The 17,003-nt window shown below is 54.0% G+C and carries 17 protein-coding genes; 10 read left to right on the top strand and 7 right to left on the bottom strand.

Annotated features, from left to right (window positions below):
- Positions 1-15 precede the first annotated feature (15 nt).
- The 6 genes from TERTU_RS02600 (at position 16) to TERTU_RS02575 (ending at position 4,100) form a co-directional block, all read left to right on the top strand.
- Positions 16-672 (top strand): HAD family hydrolase, encoded by a 657-nt coding sequence (locus TERTU_RS02600; protein WP_015819857.1) that lies wholly within the window; start codon positions 16-18, stop codon positions 670-672.
- Between the two features lie 111 nt (positions 673-783).
- Positions 784-1,329, top strand: a complete 546-nt coding sequence (locus tag TERTU_RS02595; protein WP_015819282.1) for a glycine zipper 2TM domain-containing protein — start codon at positions 784-786, stop codon at positions 1,327-1,329.
- A gap of 64 nt (positions 1,330-1,393) precedes the next feature.
- A complete protein-coding gene (locus tag TERTU_RS02590) occupies positions 1,394-1,648 on the top strand; it encodes a PepSY domain-containing protein (protein WP_228378248.1) in 255 nt (84 codons plus the stop codon).
- A 16-nt stretch (positions 1,649-1,664) separates the two neighbouring features.
- Positions 1,665-2,342 carry a response regulator transcription factor gene (locus tag TERTU_RS02585; RefSeq protein WP_015820189.1) on the top strand — a complete coding sequence of 226 codons (678 nt, stop codon included), beginning with the start codon at positions 1,665-1,667 and terminating at the stop codon, positions 2,340-2,342.
- Position 2,343: 1 nt separating this feature from the next.
- Positions 2,344-3,690: an ATP-binding protein gene (locus TERTU_RS02580; protein ID WP_041590027.1), complete on the top strand. Its 1,347-nt coding sequence runs from the start codon at positions 2,344-2,346 to the stop codon at positions 3,688-3,690.
- The gene (locus tag TERTU_RS02575) at positions 3,687-4,100 is read left to right on the top strand and encodes a VanZ family protein (RefSeq protein WP_015817811.1); all 414 of its coding nucleotides are present in this window, start codon (positions 3,687-3,689) and stop codon (positions 4,098-4,100) included. Before TERTU_RS02580 ends, TERTU_RS02575 begins: the two co-directional genes overlap by 4 nt.
- On the opposite strand, the gene TERTU_RS02570 is transcribed toward TERTU_RS02575, so the two are convergent.
- On the bottom strand, positions 4,053-6,641 hold the full coding sequence (locus tag TERTU_RS02570; RefSeq protein WP_015817499.1) for an efflux RND transporter permease subunit: 2,589 nt from the start codon (positions 6,639-6,641) through the stop codon (positions 4,053-4,055). The two genes, TERTU_RS02575 and TERTU_RS02570, sit on opposite strands and share 48 nt — an antisense overlap.
- 161 nt (positions 6,642-6,802) lie before the next feature.
- Between TERTU_RS02570 and TERTU_RS02565 the strand changes: the two genes are divergently transcribed.
- Entirely contained in the window at positions 6,803-7,639 is an 837-nt protein-coding gene (locus TERTU_RS02565) for an FHA domain-containing protein (RefSeq protein WP_228378247.1), read from the top strand.
- On the opposite strand, the gene TERTU_RS02560 is transcribed toward TERTU_RS02565, so the two are convergent.
- On the bottom strand, positions 7,628-8,257 hold the full coding sequence (locus tag TERTU_RS02560) for a flavin prenyltransferase UbiX (protein ID WP_015818407.1): 630 nt from the start codon (positions 8,255-8,257) through the stop codon (positions 7,628-7,630). The genes TERTU_RS02565 and TERTU_RS02560 overlap by 12 nt on opposite strands.
- The gene (gene mpl / locus TERTU_RS02555; RefSeq protein WP_015820703.1) at positions 8,250-9,683 is read right to left on the bottom strand and encodes a UDP-N-acetylmuramate:L-alanyl-gamma-D-glutamyl-meso-diaminopimelate ligase; all 1,434 of its coding nucleotides are present in this window, start codon (positions 9,681-9,683) and stop codon (positions 8,250-8,252) included. Before mpl ends, TERTU_RS02560 begins: the two co-directional genes overlap by 8 nt.
- Before the next feature lie 154 nt (positions 9,684-9,837).
- On the opposite strand from mpl, the gene TERTU_RS21945 reads away from it, so the two are divergent.
- Positions 9,838-10,080 (top strand): DUF6316 family protein, encoded by a 243-nt coding sequence (locus TERTU_RS21945; protein ID WP_155238689.1) that lies wholly within the window; start codon positions 9,838-9,840, stop codon positions 10,078-10,080.
- Positions 10,081-10,085: 5 nt separating this feature from the next.
- Here TERTU_RS21945 and TERTU_RS02550 read toward each other — a convergent pair whose 3' ends face one another.
- Entirely contained in the window at positions 10,086-13,013 is a 2,928-nt protein-coding gene (locus TERTU_RS02550) for a response regulator (protein WP_015817421.1), read from the bottom strand.
- A gap of 575 nt (positions 13,014-13,588) precedes the next feature.
- Between TERTU_RS02550 and ppa the strand changes: the two genes are divergently transcribed.
- Positions 13,589-14,137: an inorganic diphosphatase gene (gene ppa, locus TERTU_RS02545; protein WP_015816923.1), complete on the top strand. Its 549-nt coding sequence runs from the start codon at positions 13,589-13,591 to the stop codon at positions 14,135-14,137.
- Here ppa and TERTU_RS02540 read toward each other — a convergent pair.
- Positions 14,134-14,895, bottom strand: a complete 762-nt coding sequence (locus tag TERTU_RS02540) for a hypothetical protein (RefSeq protein WP_228378246.1) — start codon at positions 14,893-14,895, stop codon at positions 14,134-14,136. The two genes, ppa and TERTU_RS02540, sit on opposite strands and share 4 nt — an antisense overlap.
- A 263-nt stretch (positions 14,896-15,158) precedes the next feature.
- On the opposite strand from TERTU_RS02540, the gene TERTU_RS02535 reads away from it, so the two are divergent.
- Complete coding sequence (locus tag TERTU_RS02535; protein ID WP_015820265.1) at positions 15,159-15,419, top strand: hypothetical protein; 261 nt, start codon at positions 15,159-15,161, stop codon at positions 15,417-15,419.
- Between the two features lie 93 nt (positions 15,420-15,512).
- Here the strand turns inward: TERTU_RS02535 and TERTU_RS02530 are convergent, their stop codons facing one another.
- Entirely contained in the window at positions 15,513-16,163 is a 651-nt protein-coding gene (locus TERTU_RS02530) for an HAD family hydrolase (RefSeq protein ID WP_015816969.1), read from the bottom strand.
- Complete coding sequence (locus tag TERTU_RS02525) at positions 16,157-16,843, bottom strand: M15 family metallopeptidase (RefSeq protein ID WP_228378308.1); 687 nt, start codon at positions 16,841-16,843, stop codon at positions 16,157-16,159. The genes TERTU_RS02530 and TERTU_RS02525 overlap by 7 nt, the downstream gene beginning before the upstream one ends.
- Between the last annotated feature and the right edge of the window lie 160 nt (positions 16,844-17,003).

Below are 17,003 nucleotides of genomic sequence, written 5' to 3'. Positions count from 1 at the left end.
ATAGGAGGAAACCAGGTGTCCCTACGCGGTATTATTTTTGATCACGATGGTACATTGGTCGACAGTGAAGGCGTGCATTTTTCCATCTGGCAGGAAATTCTCGCAAGCATGTCGGTCAGTTTCACCAAGGCGGAATACCTGCTGCACTACTGTGGCGTACCCACCCGCAAAAACGCCGAAGATCTGGTGGCATTGCACAAATTACCCATAACTGCAGAGGAGCTTTACCAGGTTAAACAACAGCGGCTTGAGCAGCGCCTCAATGCGATACCGTTTCCCTCGATGCCCGGCGCACGTACCGCCTTGGCACAATGCCAGCAGGCAGGCCTGAAAGTAGGTATAGCCACCGGTGCCAACCGGTTTGAACTGGATACGTCCATCGCCGCCCACCAATTTGGCGATTTTGTGCAAGCCACCACCACCCGCGATGATGTCGCGCGCAGTAAGCCCGCACCAGACACCTACCTGCGCACCCTCGACCAACTCCAATTGTCAGCCAGTGAGGCTGTCGCGGTAGAAGACAGCGCGACCGGTATCTCAGCCGCCAAAGCTGCGGGCATGCGCTGCATTGCCGTCGCCTATGAATTCGCCAAGGGGCAGGATCTTTCCGCAGCCGACTACCAAGTGGATGACCTCACCGCTGCCGCCGCGCTGGCGATATCACTGCGCTAACCTGCACCAACACAAAATCCCGCAACTAATTTTAGGCGAGTCAAAACAGGTTCAGGATGCATTCAGGCAAACCCCACTAATCTGGCAACAACTCAACAGAGGAGTCAGATCATGAAAGCACTTTCTGGAACTATTCTTAGCCTCAGCCTGTTAATCGCCCCCCTGACCTGGGCGGCCAAACCGCAAACCATCGATTACGCGCAGGTCACCCATGTAACGCCTGTCTACAAAGTGGTAGAGCACCGTCAGCCGGTGCAGAACTGCTGGAACGAACGCGTGAGAGAATCTGCGCCACGCCGCGGCTACCAGACTTCAGCAGATGCCCGTGCGGTTGGCACCCTGGTTGGCGGTATTGTCGGTGGCAGCATTGGCCATGCGGTTGGGCGGGGCGATGACAACAAACGTATTGGAACCGTAGTGGGCGCAGTTATGGGAGCCGCTATCGGCAACGAAGTCGCGCACACCGCACATATGCAGCAGGTACGCTACCGCAACGTCGAGCGTTGCGAAGTGCAACAACAGGTTCAAAAGCAACGCGTCATTGACGGCTACGATGTCACCTACCGCTATCATGGCCAGCAATATCACACGCGCACCCGCAACCACCCCGGCAAGCGGATTAAAGTTGCACTGACAGTGCGCCCACTGGAGCACTGACTGCGAAGACAGGGAGGTTTCGGGTAGAATGATCCTCCCTCAAACCCACACTGCGGACGCGCCGATGAAATACTTACTTGCCTGCCTGCTGCTTGCCTTACCTGTGACTTCTGCCATAGCCACACCTGTCCATGCCGCAGAACCGCTGCAACTGGCTCAGGGCGGCGGCGAACTCAGTAAAAGTGAAGCGGCGGCCATTGCCCAGCGCAAACATGGCGGCAAGGTTCTGAATGTCAGCCGTTCCGGCAGTGTCTACCGAGTAAAACTGCTGCTGGATTCGGGCCGGGTAAAAATCGTTACGGTTCCCGCCAGCCGCTAATTGAGGGCTTAACGCCATGAAAATGTTGATCGTCGAAGACGAAGCCGCCATTCGCCAACAATTAACCGATTATTTCAGCAGCCAGAACTTCGTCATCGACGCAGTGGCCGATGGCGAAGAGGGCGCCTGGCAGGCCGTGGAATACGACTACGATTTCGCGGTGATAGACCTTGGCCTGCCAAAATTGGACGGTATGGAAATAATCCGCCGCCTGCGGGCAGCCGGTAAAAAGTACCCCGTACTGATTCTGACTGCTCGCGGCCACTGGCAAGATAAAGTCGAAGGGTTAGAAGCTGGCGCCGACGACTACTTGGTTAAACCCTTTCACAACGAAGAGCTACGCGCCCGCGCCAATGCGCTAATTCGCCGCGCCGCCGGCAGCGCCACACCGCAACTGCAGTTCGGCCCCATTGCTATAGACACCGCGCAAAAACGGGTACTGGTATCCAACGTTGCGATAGAACTCACCAGTTACGAGTACAACACCCTGGAATACCTGGCATTGCACGCTGGCAAACCGGTGTCGAAAACGGAGCTGACGGAGCACCTTTATCATCAGGATTTTGAGCGGGACAGCAACGTGATAGAAGTATTTATCGGCCGGCTGCGTAAAAAGCTCGATCCCGATAACCAACTCAAACCCATTAGCACAATACGGGGCCAGGGTTACCGGTTTACCGTCGAAGCCAGCTAAGGTGAGGTTGTCGTTAGCGGCGCGCCTCGCCGTATCCTCGCTGTTGGTTTTGCCCGTTATTCTCGGCTTCTCGGCCTTCGCGCTGGATCGCGCCTTCACCGATAGTCTGCGCAAAGCAGAGCTGGAAGCCCTGCGCGCGCAACTCTATTCCCTGCTCGGCGCGGCCGAACCCAGCGACCAAAACCGCGTATTGCAATTGCCGGAGGTGCTGGCAGAACCCCGCTTTAACCGCCCACTGTCCGGTTTATACGGCCGGGTTTTGAATACAGAATCACAGGTTCTCTGGCAAAGTGAATCCACTCCGCCTTCTCCGCCAGTCGGCAAACCCGCACCTGCATGGCAAGCGGGGACGGAACAATTTGGCGAACTAGAAGTGAACGGTGCGCCCTACTTTGTGCTGCGCTTTGACAGCCTGTGGGAAATCGCGGGCACCGACACCCTCTTTCGATTCGAAATATTTCACAGTCAGGATAACCTGCGCACGGAGTTGGCCAGTTACCGGCATTTGTTATGGCAGTGGTTGGGTGGGCTGGCACTGCTGTTTGTTCTCGCCCAGTTATTGATCACCCGCTGGGGCTTAGAGCCCCTGCGCCACCTGGCCCAAGAGTTAAAAATATTTCAGCAGGGCGGCCAAAAACAGCTCGCAGGGCAGTACCCACCTGAAATCGCGCCCGTCATCACCAACTTGAACTCACTGCTGGAAGCAGAGCAGGCGCAGCGCAAACGCTATAAAAATACCCTCGCCGACCTCGCCCACAGTTTGAAAACACCACTGGCTATTATTCGAGCCGACCTCGAACAGCGCAGTGATCATCTCGAAACGATTGATGAACAGCTGACCCGAATGGCCAATATCATCCAACACCAGCTGCAGCGCGCGACCCTGACCACCACAACATCGCTGCGCGAAAAAACCCTGTTAGCGCCAATTTTCGAGCGGCTCACCGGCGCCTTGAGCAAGGTGTACCGGGAAAAAGGGTTTACGATTGAACTCCAGGTAGATAAAGCGCTCTATTTTCCGGGCGACGAATCAGACGCGTTGGAAGTGTTTGGCAACCTACTGGAAAATGCCTTCAAGTACGGTGAACGCCTTGTACTGGTGGAAGCCTCCACCCGCGATAAGGCGCTCGTTATTGATATCTCTGATGATGGGCCAGGTGTTGCGGCTGACATGAAGCAAACGATCCTGGCGCGTGGCGCCCGAGCGGATAGCAGTATCCAAGGGCAAGGCATAGGCCTGGCCATAACCACCGATATTTTAAGCAGTTACAGCGGCCAACTGGATGTGACCGACGCTGTCCACCCTCGCGCGAAAGGCGCGCGATTTAGAGTGACCATTCCCCTATGAACCACCCCTTAAATAACGGCGCGTACGCTCTCTTCTACACTTCGCCCTGGCAATGGCTGCGCATCGGACAGCTGGCTGCCGCGCTGTTGATCTTTGCTTACTACGCGCTTAAGCCTCCCGGCGCGCCAGGCAATGGCCCGTTCAGCGACGAGGTTTTGCATTTTAGTGGCAACGTGTTGCTCGCACTTTCCTGCTGGGTGGCATTTTTTGGCCGTTGGAATTTGCGTTACCTGGTGCTGGCCGCGTTTATTTATTCCATGGCGATTGAAATTGCCCAGGGACTGACACCAGCACGTACTCCTGATATGGCAGACGCGCTGATGAATACCGCTGGCCTCTCTGCGGGTACAGCGATTGCGTTCTTACTGCAACGCTGGCTGCGGCACGTTAAACGGCTTAAAGAGCAATAACAGCCGAGGCAGCAGCAGTAAGGCGCCAAGCAGCGACATAAACATGGCGAGGCCGGTGAGAAGCCCAAAATAAATCGTAGGGATAAACGCAGACAACACCATAATCGAGAAGCCGAAAATAATAATTACCGAGGTGTAAAACATCGCCCGCCCAATGGAACCGTGAGCGATGTACATACACGCGGTGTAATCCCCTTTTTCCATCAACTCCCGGCGGAATCGGTGGACGTAATGGATAGTATTATCCACCCCGATACCCACCGTAATGGCCGCTACGGTAATCGTCATCATGTCCAGCGGCAGGCCGAATATCCCCATAAATCCAAGAATCGACACCGCCGCCAAAATAGTAGGCACTATTGCTACTAAAGCGACTTTTAGCGAGCGGAACAACACGATAAACATGATAAATATGCCAAGCAGCACCGTCCCCAACGTCGCAATCTGCGAGCTGAAAAGGCTTTGCAGCATATTATTATAGAGCACCAAAAGGCCGGTAAAGCGCACTTTTTCCGGTTCAAACAGTTCCATACTGTTGATGTGATCGCGCATGCGCTCAACCAATTCTGCGCGTTGTAAGCCCGGGTAACCGTCGTGAATTCGCATGGTAATACGGGTTTGATCTTCTTTCGCCGCCAGATACGGGGCAACTAACGCAGCGCTGACTTCCTCAGGTAAAGATTTCTGCATAATCGCCAGCTCAAAATCATTGAGACTGCCGTTAATATCTTTACCAACCTTATACAGCGTGGCGAGAGACTGCACCTTGCCCACTTCAGGCAGACTTTCCAAATAATCGTGTACCTGCTCGACCTTGCGCAAGCCTGCCACCGTCATCCAATAGCTGCTGCTGGCATCATCGCCATGCTCAGAAAACGGGTCCGCTTCCGCAAAGGGGTCGGCTTCGGTGATCGGCTGCAGGGTTTCAAAGGGGTCCGCCTCGTCGAAGGCATCCGCCTCAGCAAAAGGATCGGCTTCATCGGCATAGGTCGCACTGCTCACCGTATCTTGGTCACCATTGTTGATAACGATATCGAGCGAGGTTGTGCCGCCCAGATCCTTATCAATCACCGATAAGCCTTTGTAAATTTCCGTGCTTTTGTGGAAATAATCAATAAACCGGTTTTCCACCTGCAGGCGACTGACACCCCAGGCGCTGGCGAGCCCAATCACCAAACTCACGGCCAAGATCACGTTGCCGTGTTTTTCCACGGCGCGCGCAAAATAGTAGGTCGCTGGCTTTTTAGGTTTTGTGGCATCGGTCGCTTGCCCTTGGCTATCGCTATTTTGCTTGCGCAACAACACCAATGACGCAGGTAACACGGTAAACGCCAGCACAAACGCCAATCCCAAGCCAATGGTCATCAGCCAGCCAAAATCGATGACCGGACGGATATTGCTCACCACCAAAGAAACGAAAGCCACAATGGACGTAAGTACCGTGTATAAACAGGGCAACACCATAAATTTCGCGGTAGCCATCACCAGTTCCCGCTGGGTCCATTCCGGCTGCTCTTGCGCAAACTCACGATAGCGAACAATCAGATGAATAATGATGGCGAGCGAAATAATCAGCAGCAGCGCGGCGAAGTTTGACGAGATAACGGTAAGACGCCAATCCACCCAACTCACGTAACCCAGCACCAGCAACACTGCCGTAATGCACGTGACCATGGGAATAACAACGAAACGAATAGAGCGGAAAATAACCGCGAGTACCGCAATCATGAATAGCAAAACGGCGGAGCCGAAAATCACCAGATCGTTTTGAATGAACCGAATCATATCGGCGGTAATCATGGTGAGACCACCGACATAAATCTGTGCGTGGTCGCGATACTTCTCCACCACTGCGCGGATTTGCGCCACGCGCTCCCGCGACTGTTGCGCTTCTTCGGTGGTGTGCGCGCGCAGTTCTGCCCGCACTTTCTCCAATTCGCTGACTTCCTCAGCACTAATGTCGCCTTTATCCTGCTTCAAACTCAGCGCATCGCGCGTGCGGTAGAGGTCAATGGCTTTATCGTCTACTGCCAGATTCAGCTGCAGTGCGGTGGTCTGACCATTGGGAGCAAGAATCAAATCCTTATATACCGGACTCGACAAAAACTCCTTTTTAGCCATGTCGTAATCCATGCCGGGCGTCAGCAAGGTGCGTGGATTCTTTACCATTTCCCGCAGTGGTTGCACCGGGCTGTAAAGCAAGGGTACATCCAGAATTGAATTAATACTGACCACACCATCGATTTGCGCCAGCTCATCGCGCAGTGCCTGCAGCGTTTGCAACGATGCTTGCGTGAATAGCGAAGCTTCCGGCCGATAGGTCACTACCAGGAAATCACCACTTTGATACTGTTTAATGACTTCCCGGTAGAAGTCCAGATCCTTGTCGTGCTCGAGAGTCAAAGAATCGGAAGACGCATCCAATTTAAAGTTGGGCAGGCCGGTCAGGGCTGCTATCAGCACAATTGCCAATACGCCAAGGGTGAGTTTTGGAAAGCGGGTAACCCCACGCAAATAAAAATCAAAAAAACGACTAAACATTCGCTTGGAAAAATGGTCCTAAGTCTGACGTAACGTCAGGGAGTGGAAGGATTGCGCCGGGAAGCGCGCGCCATCACGGCATCTTTATGGTGAATTATGTTTCACTGCCCGATCTTGCGGCGGGCATTATACTGACAAGAATCCACCATACATATTTCAATATGTTAAAAATTAGATCCCTCAATTTTGATCGCGCACCTTTCTGGGTGACCGAGCGCAATTTCACTATCGGCCGCAGCGACACTAACAACCTGACGCTGGAAGATCCGTCGGTGGACAACAATCACGCTCGCATCCAAAGAGAAAAGGACGCGATAGTGTTGCGCGATCTAAACAGCGCAACTGGCACTTATGTTAACGGAGAGAGGGTTAACGCTAGGCCAATATCCTGTGGTGATTCATTTCGCCTGGGCAATCTGGAATTCGAGGTCATGGACCCGATTGCAGAAACCCTTGCCGATGGCAACGAATATTGGTCGCTGATCGGCGATTCCAGCTGGCTCGCCGGTCAGGAATTTCCACTGGATTTCAGCACTTCGTCAAGCTTGTTATTAGGGCGCGGCAAGCAGTGCGACATTGTATTTGCCGGCACTCACCTTTCCCGTGAACACGCGCGCATAACACGCGTGAGCGGCACCGAACTCATCCTTGAAGACCTAAAATCTGCAAACTCCACCTTTCTAAATGATAAAAAAGTGGAGCGGGCACCGCTAAAAGCCGGGGATCAAATCCGCTTGGACGTGTACAGCTTCCGCCTGTTCGGCCGCGGAATTCGACTCCATAAATCGGCCACACGCCCCCAGCAAACGCCGCTGCCGGGCGATCACACAGATAAGCCGCGAACGCCAGCCGAGCAAAAACGCTGGAAAACCGCGCCAACCTCGCCCGGTAATCGCGAAGAGCCAGCCGCGCAAACCAGCTCGTGGGTCACCTGGTTTATCGCTTTTTTGCTGGTGCTGCTGCTCGCTGCCGTGCTCGCCCGTGTGTTATTGCTCTGACGGCGCTTCACCCCAGGGCGGAATTAGACTCTGTTCCAACCCCAACTGGCTGAGAATTCGTGCGACCACAAAATCGATAAGATCTTCAATGGTGCTGGGGGCGTGATAAAAGCCAGGGCTCGCAGGAATAATCACCGCCCCCATACGGGTTAACGCCAACATGTTGGTCAGGTGGATTTCCGAATAGGGTGCTTCGCGTGGCACCAAAATCAGTTGGCGGCGCTCTTTTAACGCCACATCCGCCGCCCGCTCGATCAGGTTGTTACTCGCACCATTGGCAATTGCCGAGAGCGTGCCGCCACTGCATGGACAGACCACCACCGACGACACTGAACTCGACCCAGAGGCGACCGGCGAGAACCAATCCTTGGCGCCGAACACCTGTAACTGCCCCTCGGTTGCACCGCACAATGTCGCCATGAATACCTGCTGCTCGGCGAGAGCCTGCGGTACGTCGATACCGGCTTCCACCCGCAACACGACCTGTGCAGCCTCCGACAACAACAGGTATACCCGGCAGTTAGCGGCTACCAGCGACTGCAACAACTTGATGCCATACTGCGCACCTGACGCGCCGGTCAAAGCGAGGGTTACGGTTTTAGCATATTGATCAGGCATCTCGACTCTCTCCACCGGCATCGCGTTCAAGTTGATTACACAACCGCTGGTGCAGCCCCTCAAACCCGCCATTGCTCATAATCACCACATGGGTTTTTGCTGGTGCTTGTGCCAGATAGGCGCGGACTGCCTCAATGATCTCTGCCGTACCCTGCATCACCCGATGTTCAGCGGCCACCACCGACTCGAGCGACCAGTTCATGCCGGGGGGCTGAAACCAAATAACCGCGTCGGCGGGTTCCGTTGCCGCCGCAAGTGATGCCTGGTGCACCCCCAACCGCATAGTGTTCGAGCGCGGCTCAATTACCGCAAGAATCGGCTCATCGCCAACTTGCGCGCGCAACCCCTCGAGCGTAGTGGCAATCGCCGTAGGGTGGTGGGCAAAGTCGTCATACACCGTCACGCTTGGTAAGTCGACGCGCACCTCCATCCGCCGTTTCACTCCGTTAAACTCACACAATGCGGCACAGGCAAGCTCGGGAACCACGCCCACGTGGCGCGCAGCGGCCATCGCACTGAGCGCGTTGCGCATATTGTGTGAACCGGTGAGCGACCAACTGATCTCACCAACAACCTGGCCGCCAAACGCCACCGTAAACCGGGTGCCTGCGGCATCCCGCTCAGCAATCAACCAATCGGCATTAGCTGCGAGCGCGGTGGTCTGCCGTGGCGTCCAGCAGCCGCGGGTGATGACCTGTTCAACGGCAGTGTCCCCGGCGGGCGAAATCACCAGGCCGTTATTTGGCACAGTACGCAACAGGTGGTGAAACTGTGTCTGTATCGCAGCAAGATCAGGGAAAATATCCGCATGGTCATATTCCAGGTTGTTAATCACTAATGTGCGCGGTTGGTAGTGAACAAACTTGGAACGCTTGTCGAAAAAAGCGGTGTCGTATTCATCCGCTTCAATCACAAAAAAATCGCTTTCGCCAAGTCGTGCAGAGGTGGCGAAATTGCCAGGCACACCACCAATGAGGTATCCCGGCGCCATGTGGGCATATTCCAGAATCCAGGTAAGCATGGTTGCGGTGGTGGTTTTGCCGTGGGTACCCGAGACACCGAGTACCCATTTACCACGCAGCAGGTTTTCCGCAAGCCATTGCGGCCCGGATACATAAGGCAGGCCTGCGTCCAAAATCGCTTCCATCAACGGGTTACCACGGCTCACCACGTTGCCAACGACAAATACATCCGGTTTAAGATTAAGTTGTTCCAGGCCAAAACCGTCAATCAACTCAATACCCGCCTGTTCGAGCTGAGTACTCATGGGCGGATAAACATTGTGGTCAGCGCCAGTAACCCGATAGCCTTTGGCCCGAGCCAGCTGCGCAAGGGAGCCCATAAAAGTCCCACATATGCCGAGAATGTGAATATGCATTAATTCTGCTCTGCGCTCACGCGCGTTCCAATGATAATAAAGCGACAAACTTTACCACGCCCCTGTCAAACAGGCATCCGCACCATGCCCCGCTAGCCGCTATATCGCCGGCAGCCACAAATGATCATTTAATCTAAAGCCTGTTTTCCCGCCCGCGTATACTTTTTCTTACGGGCTGGATTTTGAGCGGCAAGGTATTGTCATGAACGTGAGACGTGGGGAGTCGGAAGACAGGGTTTGGTATCGTTCGGAACGTTTTTTTCGCGTCGATGGCCAATGGTATTTTTCGACCAGAGAAGGTGTTGAGGTGGGACCCTATCCGAGCCGCTCCTCTGCCGCAAATGGCTTGAAACTTTATATCAGGTATATGCAGGTGAACCCAATGCAGGGAGCACTTTACGCCAGCGCAAGGCGTCGCGCAGGCGAGCGTTTTTTCTTCCATTAATGACCTTACGACGTTACCCGCAGCTCGATATACATTGACAGCACATCCAGTAAACGATCGCCATCGATAGGTTTGCGAATTACATTGTTAAAGCCAATCTCCTGAAGTTCTTTTTCGCTCACCGTTTCGTTATCACTGTTAATGGCAACTATGGGCGTGTTGCGGTAGGTATTGGTCGCCCGCAACCGGCGAACCACCTCGCGGCCACGTAAATCCGGTAGATCCAGCGCGACAAAAATAAGTTTATAATTTTTCTCCAACACGCGCTTAAGTGCATCGCGACCTCCGCTGGCGAGATCGTGTCCAAGCTGCATATCCTGCAACAACCAGCCAATTATCGCAGAGCTGTCGGAAGCGGCATCCACAACCAGAACGTTAGTCGCAGGCAGCTTGGCGGGCGTCTGTATTGTGCGGGCACCGGAGTCGGGAACATCTTCGATTTGTAACCGCCGGTTAACATCTTCAATGTGCATCAGGCGCTGACGTATGCGTCGCCTCACCCCGAGAAAGGCGTCCACCAGGGTAAAACAGGTCGGCTCAACTTCACGCACTTCCCAACGGGTCAAACTATCGTGGCGGGTCAATACGTCGGTTTCAAGCCCGTTGTACAAAATAACCGGCAACCGGGCGTGATGTTCGTCATTGGTTAAAGCGACGACTAATCGCGCAGACTCAACTCTGGGGTTGCCCAGGTTGACAACCACCATGTCAGGTAAAAATTGCGACAACTTCTCCTGCGCTAATCGATGGTCCGCCACAAAAAACGTATGCACGGACATGTCATCAAAACACTGCGCCAGGCGCTCTTGATGCTCGTCCTCTACACCGATAAGAACCACGCTCGATATATCCCGGTAGACCAATCGCCGGACCCGCTCCACTAAATCTTCTGAATTAAAGGGTTTGGCGAGAAACAAATCGGCGCCGTTGCGCAGCGCATTTCGCTCGTCGTCGTGATTATCCGACATTGCGATTTTAGGAATGTCTTTCAGCAGATTGTGTGCAGCAAGTTGCGCAAGTAACAACTGCTGGTCGAACGTACCGCGGCCGGTGTCAAAAAATATCACATCAGGCATATGCTCCTCAGCCAGCGAGATCAGCGCTTTTGGTGTTGGCGCACTGACCGCCTGGACGCCTTCCTGATCAAACGCAATCTCCAAATAGCGCGCAGTGTCTGGGTCCGGCTCGCCGCACACCACGCGAATACCGGACGCAAGCACATCGCCCTCCACTTGCGCGGTCCATTGCTCGGTCGCGCTCAGCGCAGTTGGAAAACACACGCGAAATTCACTGCCGACGCCGAATTCACTGTCGAAGTCGATCGCACCTCCGAGTACCTGTACCAGCTTCGCTGAAATCATCAACCCCAGTCCGGTCCCTTCGGCACCACTGTTTATAGCGGCCTCGGTGCGACTGAATTCGACGAACAGTTTGTTTTTCTCACTTTCTTCGATGCCGATGCCGGTATCCCGCACACTGATTTTGACCACCTCTCCCAATTCTTCGTGGTCCGCCCGCTCAATACAGATCACTACAGAGCCGCGCTCGGTGTATTTCACCGCGTTCGAGCAGAGATTAATCAACACTTGCCGCAATTTGGCCATGTCGCTGACCAGGCGTAAATTCCGCGCGTAGTTCAGCAACTGAAACGTGAGCTGTTTCTTGTCGGCGAGCGGCTCCAACATCTCAAACACTTCCTGGATGACATCGCTCAGCAGGAATTCAGATTTTTCGAGCGTAATAGAGCCGGTCTCTATTTTCGACAGATCGAGGATGTCGTTAATAACCCCTAACAAGTGTGTGCTGTTGCGGAAGATTGCCTCCACCGCACGGTGCTCTTTAGAACTCTGCTCGTTGGAACGAGACTTCAACAACACCCGGCTAAAACCGATCACCGAATTGAGCGGGGTACGCAATTCGTGGGTCACACTGGCGAGGAACTCGGTTTTAAACCGGTTGGATTCCTCCAGACTGCGGTGGCTTTTTAACAGCTCGTGCGTGCGTTCCTGCAGCTCGCGATAAGTCTGATGAAGCTGATTGGTTTTCAGCGTATCCAGATGGTAGGTATAGTGGTGATCGAGCAACAACCCCACAAACGGCACGCTGTAGCTGAGTATTTTCAGGCCGTGCGCGGCAAAGTCATAATGATCGTACAAGGCGCTGGAGCCAAAAATCATATAAATTTCTGCCGCCAGCATCGGCAGCAAACTCACCAGCAGTGCCTCGGCGAGTACATCGCCCTGGCGGCGGAGCAAGCGCACGAGCAGAAGCCCGCCAACCGCAAGGTTCAGCAGCAGCGGCACCACATCCAGAGGGTGTTTCAACAGACGTTCTGGGAACAGCGTGTTCGGCAATTCCGGCCAGCGTACCAGCGTGATAATTAAACCAATGCCGAGTAAGAAGAAAATCAGCCCGAGCACATACGGGAGATTCGCCATGCGCGCGGACAAGTGCCCGCGACCGGTGAGCATCAGTAGAGTTAACCCCACCAGCAGTACCACAGCACTGACAATGCGGGCAACGGCCCAACTGAACGAAATCATCGCGTTACTGGCCGTTTGTGTATCCACCAGGCGCAACGAAACTAAAGTATGAAACAGGTCCATGGACGCTGCGCACAACAGGGACAACCCGAGGATAGGTGCAATTATTTTACGGCTGATCCGATAGTGACTCAGCGCCAGCGCGCCACTGAGCAGAGCCATAATTATCGCGACACCTTCGAGCAGCGCGTGAGCGAGAATGGCGGGTGTAATCTGGGAAGTGGCACTACTGGGAAGTACAGGAGGGTTGGTAACGACAAAAGAGAACCCGGCTAAATCGCACAGCAGAGGCAACGCACACAGCGCCGTAATGCCGAGAACAAAATTAATCGGTACATGCGGCGCCAGCCCAGTTCGGCCTGGCGAGCGCGCTACACCCGGGTTTGTCACGCTTAACTCCTTCCCTGATCACGCTCACGGCCCTTGCGAGAGCCATTTCGATACCGCGTGTGAGCTAAAGGGAGAACCGAGGTTCTGGTGCACAACAACGCCGATTCGGGTTGTTGGCGTTCCCCTTGTGCTTACTCCTGCACAAGTTCTTGCACATGTCCTGGGCGCGTCTCGCTTGTACCGCTGACACGGATGTAGCAGGCACGGGATATAGTGAGAAGCACTCTTTTCAATCGCTATTTTTAATATAGCTTCTAAGCTGGCGACAAATTCAAATTACGCCAAATTCAGCCAGTAAATTTTCACAGTTGTCTAACAGGTAACATTCTCAGAATATTGCCCTTATCAAATCACATGCGAGCTATAAGCCTTCGGCTTGTGCCCCGGTGCCATATGCCGAGGGCAGTGAACGGCGTCCCGGCTGGCCCTGTGGGGGCACGATTGAGATGCCGAGAGCTTATGTTACAATCCCGCCCCGCTTTATTCACATTGTTTCCAAACCCAGGAAATGGAAACTTTGTCCAACCCCCGTTTTATCGAGTTCACGATAAACCACAAATAACCAGGAAGTCACTATGAGCTTGCACCTCGTTCCAACTGGCGATGATGCGCCGGATATCGTTAACGTTATCATTGAGATCCCAATGGGTGGAGAACCCATCAAGTACGAAGTGGACAAAGAGTCCGGGGCGCTATTTGTGGATCGCGTGCTGGGTACCGCTATGCACTACCCCTGCAACTACGGCTATATCCCACATACCTTGTGTGGAGATGGCGATCCCGCTGACGTCATGGTCTACATGAATCGTCCGTTACTGCCCGGCTCCGTTATTCCCTGCCGTCCACTGGGCGTTTTGAAAATGACTGACGAGTCCGGCGAAGATGCAAAAATTCTGGCGGTCCCTGCCAGCTCCGTGACCAAATTCTACGATCACGTACACAGCATTGAAGGGCTGTCGCAAATTAAAGTGGATCGCGTAGCGCACTTCTTCGAGCACTACAAAGACCTCGAAGAAGGCAAATGGGTAAAAATTGATGGCTGGGGCGATGTAGACGCCGCCAAGCAAGAAATTCTCGACGCGATCGCGAACTACAAGAATCAACCAGACGCACCGCGTTTCTAAGATTCGAGCTGAAGACCACTCACATCCGGTGCCGCTGGTGGTGCCGGCTGGGGTGGTGCAAGATTACTTTCAGACAAATCCATTGCCAACCCGGAGATGTCCACGTCCACCGCTCGCACGGGTTTCCGCTCTTCCGCCCGCAACACGGGAGCGCCAACATCGGCCAATCCAAAATCGGTGACTGGCACAGGCACCTCGGGTGCACTCGACTGTCGTTCTTTGGCGTCCAGCAAGTCTCCTCCAACCGCCCGCAAGCTCAACGCCGATGTATCGACTGAAATAACAGGGTCCGGCTGACGCGCAGTTGCAGGCAACATCTCTGCGCCTAATGGCGCCAATGACAACCCTGCAGATTCAGTGGCAGCAGATGCGTCAGGTGCGGGGTTTCGTTGACCCGTAGCCGGACTGCTTGAAGAAGGTGACGTACCAGGGATAGTTCCAGGAATAGCGCCGACGGGTTTTTCCGGGACCGGCGTGTCGCTGTCGGGCACCGCGAAGGTTGCTTTGCCACTGACTTTTGCCTCGCGCACCAGCACTATATCAACCAGGGCACCAGCTTTTTTGATGGCAACGCGATACTTGTTTGCCGCATCAGCGTCGAGACCGCGCTTCAAAACCAGTGGTTTACCGGAAAACATTGCGTCCACTTTGGCAGCGTTAATTTTGAAAAGACTGGCAATATTGTTTTTCGCTACTGCCAGCTCAACGCCCTTCACCAACTGACCTTTAAATACCAGATCGTATTTGTCTTGCGTCATGATGCCCTGCACTTGGGTGAGCGGCTCTCGTCGGTAGAGAGCGATCACCATCATTGGTTTATAAGTACTTTATAACGCCAACGGCGTTTACTCAAACTATCGCAGGTGTGCGGCGTTATCTTCTGACCCAACAGACATTATCTGACACGTTTTGGCACGAATGACCGCTGGTAAACGAGCGCAATTCTACCCATACTTTTCGCCATTGAAGCCGCAATTTTGCGGCTTTTTCCGCTAACGCAAGAACGCGATGCAAGACTGTCATGGAACCCAAAAGCGACAAAATTCTGGCTATCGGCCAGCAACGTATTCACGTCACCGCGATAACCACCAAGATCCACGAAGACATCGCATTTCTCGAAAGTAAAATCGAACGTATGAAAAAAATGCGTTCGCCCAGCCGTACGGTATTAGCGACCTACGAATCAATGCTCGCCAGTCGCCTGTCCGTACTTAAATGGCTGGAAAATCACGATATGATCAGCAATCAACACGCTGCTCAGCACAGCGATGCATCGGGCTAGTCCGTCGGGCAGCTGAGACTTTTGCGAAAACCTGACCACTATTGCGATAGCGTCGCAGATTGCCAACAGGCCCCAGGTAGCAAAAAAGACGCGTTAGCAGCCTCTTGGCAGTAGTAGCGCCAATAAATCCTGCATTCGAGCGAACTTTCGCAAGTCTGGTTGCGCAGCAAAATTCTCCATCGGATCGTAAACAAACAAATGCATGCCCGCACTTGTTGCCGCTCGTACTCCGGCAGCGGAGTCCTCAACCACCGTGGTGAAGGCCGGCGGCACGCCCATCGACTCAGCAGCGTACAGAAAAAGGTCTGGCGCAGGCTTTCCGGTCGCAACATCATCGACACTAAAGCAATTACCTTTGTCTCGGCTGAAATAGCGCGCCAATCCCGTTATCGCCAGAGAGTTGGCAATTTTTTTGTGCCCACCGTTGGATGCCACGCAATAGCTGATATGGCGGCGCTCAAGCTCCTCGACTACAGCTTTAACGCCGGGTACTGCCTGCAGCTGCTGGCTGAAGGTACTATCAGTTGCGACGCTGAGCTGGGCGGCAAATGCGTCGGGCAACCGACAGTCAAACTTGCGCTCAATCCAGTCAAAACAATAGGCCAGGGAATGGCCGTGAAATTCGCGATAACACGCGTCGGCAGACATGGACAGCCCCAGGCGCGCCAGCTCCGCAGAAAAAACGGCGGCGGCAAGCGGTTCACTGTCCACGAGCACGCCATCACAATCAAAAATTACTAACACGGCAAAACCACAAATTTGCTATAGATTGAATGAAAGTTGTCGAGAATAGCGTCTTTCAATGCAATGTCCGTATTCTCGATAAGCGATTGTAACTGCGCTTGATTCATCGCAGAGGCAAACTCATCCGCCAAAGGACGATAACTCAGGTGCCAGAGTTCAGGCGCCACACCACCGCGATCCTCCGCGTAGGGACGAAAAAAACCATCATCCATTAAACCGGATTCATCCAGCCAGCGGCTCAAGAGCTGGAATGGCCCGCCAGGCAAATACTCCTCCGGTACCAGGCGCAGAGCGTAATCGCGAGGCACCGCCGCTGCGTCGTAAACATCTACGTCGCACCCCCAGTGGTGGCGAGATGCACCCGGTAACGCCGACCACCGCAGAATGGCGAAAACCAGCGTTTCGTCGTCTACCGTCGCCACATCAATTGCCTCGCTGCGATCATTCAGCACCGGGCGCGTGCCATTGGCTTTAGCGTTCCATAACATCAGCTGTCTGGAAAAACTGCGAAAGCCGCTTGCGACCCGCATTTGTATCCCTCGCGCCGCCGCCCGCTCAGCGAGCAGACACCACGGCTCCACCAGTGCTTTGTGGACAGGGCAGTCTGTTGCATTGCTGACAATGTGGGTGTCCGTCTGCCCGGTCAACTGGGCAAAAAGCGAGGTATTCAAAAGGCGCACTCCTGGCATTCAGTTTGCGTCGGTGTCATAAGTCTGTATGATTAATTTGCTGTTAGTTAATGAATCGGCGCTGGAAGTGCTAAGCTCCAAATTAAGCGCTCATAAACTAACAGGGTCGGACAACATGTGCTGTGTTATTTGCTGCAATAAACGGCAGGTT

It is taken from the genome of Teredinibacter turnerae T7901, assembly GCF_000023025.1.
GTDB lineage: Bacteria > Pseudomonadota > Gammaproteobacteria > Pseudomonadales > Cellvibrionaceae > Teredinibacter > Teredinibacter turnerae_B.
The sequence above is the reverse complement of the archived record's forward strand: the minus strand, read 5'-3'. Positions and strand labels throughout refer to the sequence as shown.

Bases quoted from the DNA above. Each gene is read 5' to 3' on its own strand.
- TERTU_RS02585 (WP_015820189.1), top strand. From the start codon at position 1,665: ATGAAAATGTTGATCGTCGAAGACGAAGCCGCCATTCGCCAACAATTA.
- TERTU_RS02595 (WP_015819282.1), top strand. From the start codon at position 784: ATGAAAGCACTTTCTGGAACTATTCTTAGCCTCAGCCTGTTAATCGCC.
- TERTU_RS02575 (WP_015817811.1), top strand. From the start codon at position 3,687: ATGAACCACCCCTTAAATAACGGCGCGTACGCTCTCTTCTACACTTCG.
- TERTU_RS02540 (WP_228378246.1), bottom strand. From the start codon at position 14,895: ATGACGCAAGACAAATACGATCTGGTATTTAAAGGTCAGTTGGTGAAG.
- TERTU_RS02535 (WP_015820265.1), top strand. From the start codon at position 15,159: ATGGAACCCAAAAGCGACAAAATTCTGGCTATCGGCCAGCAACGTATT.
- TERTU_RS02590 (WP_228378248.1), top strand. From the start codon at position 1,394: ATGAAATACTTACTTGCCTGCCTGCTGCTTGCCTTACCTGTGACTTCT.
- TERTU_RS02560 (WP_015818407.1), bottom strand. From the start codon at position 8,257: ATGCCTGATCAATATGCTAAAACCGTAACCCTCGCTTTGACCGGCGCG.
- ppa (WP_015816923.1), top strand. From the start codon at position 13,589: ATGAGCTTGCACCTCGTTCCAACTGGCGATGATGCGCCGGATATCGTT.
- TERTU_RS02570 (WP_015817499.1), bottom strand. From the start codon at position 6,641: ATGTTTAGTCGTTTTTTTGATTTTTATTTGCGTGGGGTTACCCGCTTT.
- TERTU_RS21945 (WP_155238689.1), top strand. From the start codon at position 9,838: ATGAACGTGAGACGTGGGGAGTCGGAAGACAGGGTTTGGTATCGTTCG.
- TERTU_RS02565 (WP_228378247.1), top strand. From the start codon at position 6,803: ATGTTAAAAATTAGATCCCTCAATTTTGATCGCGCACCTTTCTGGGTG.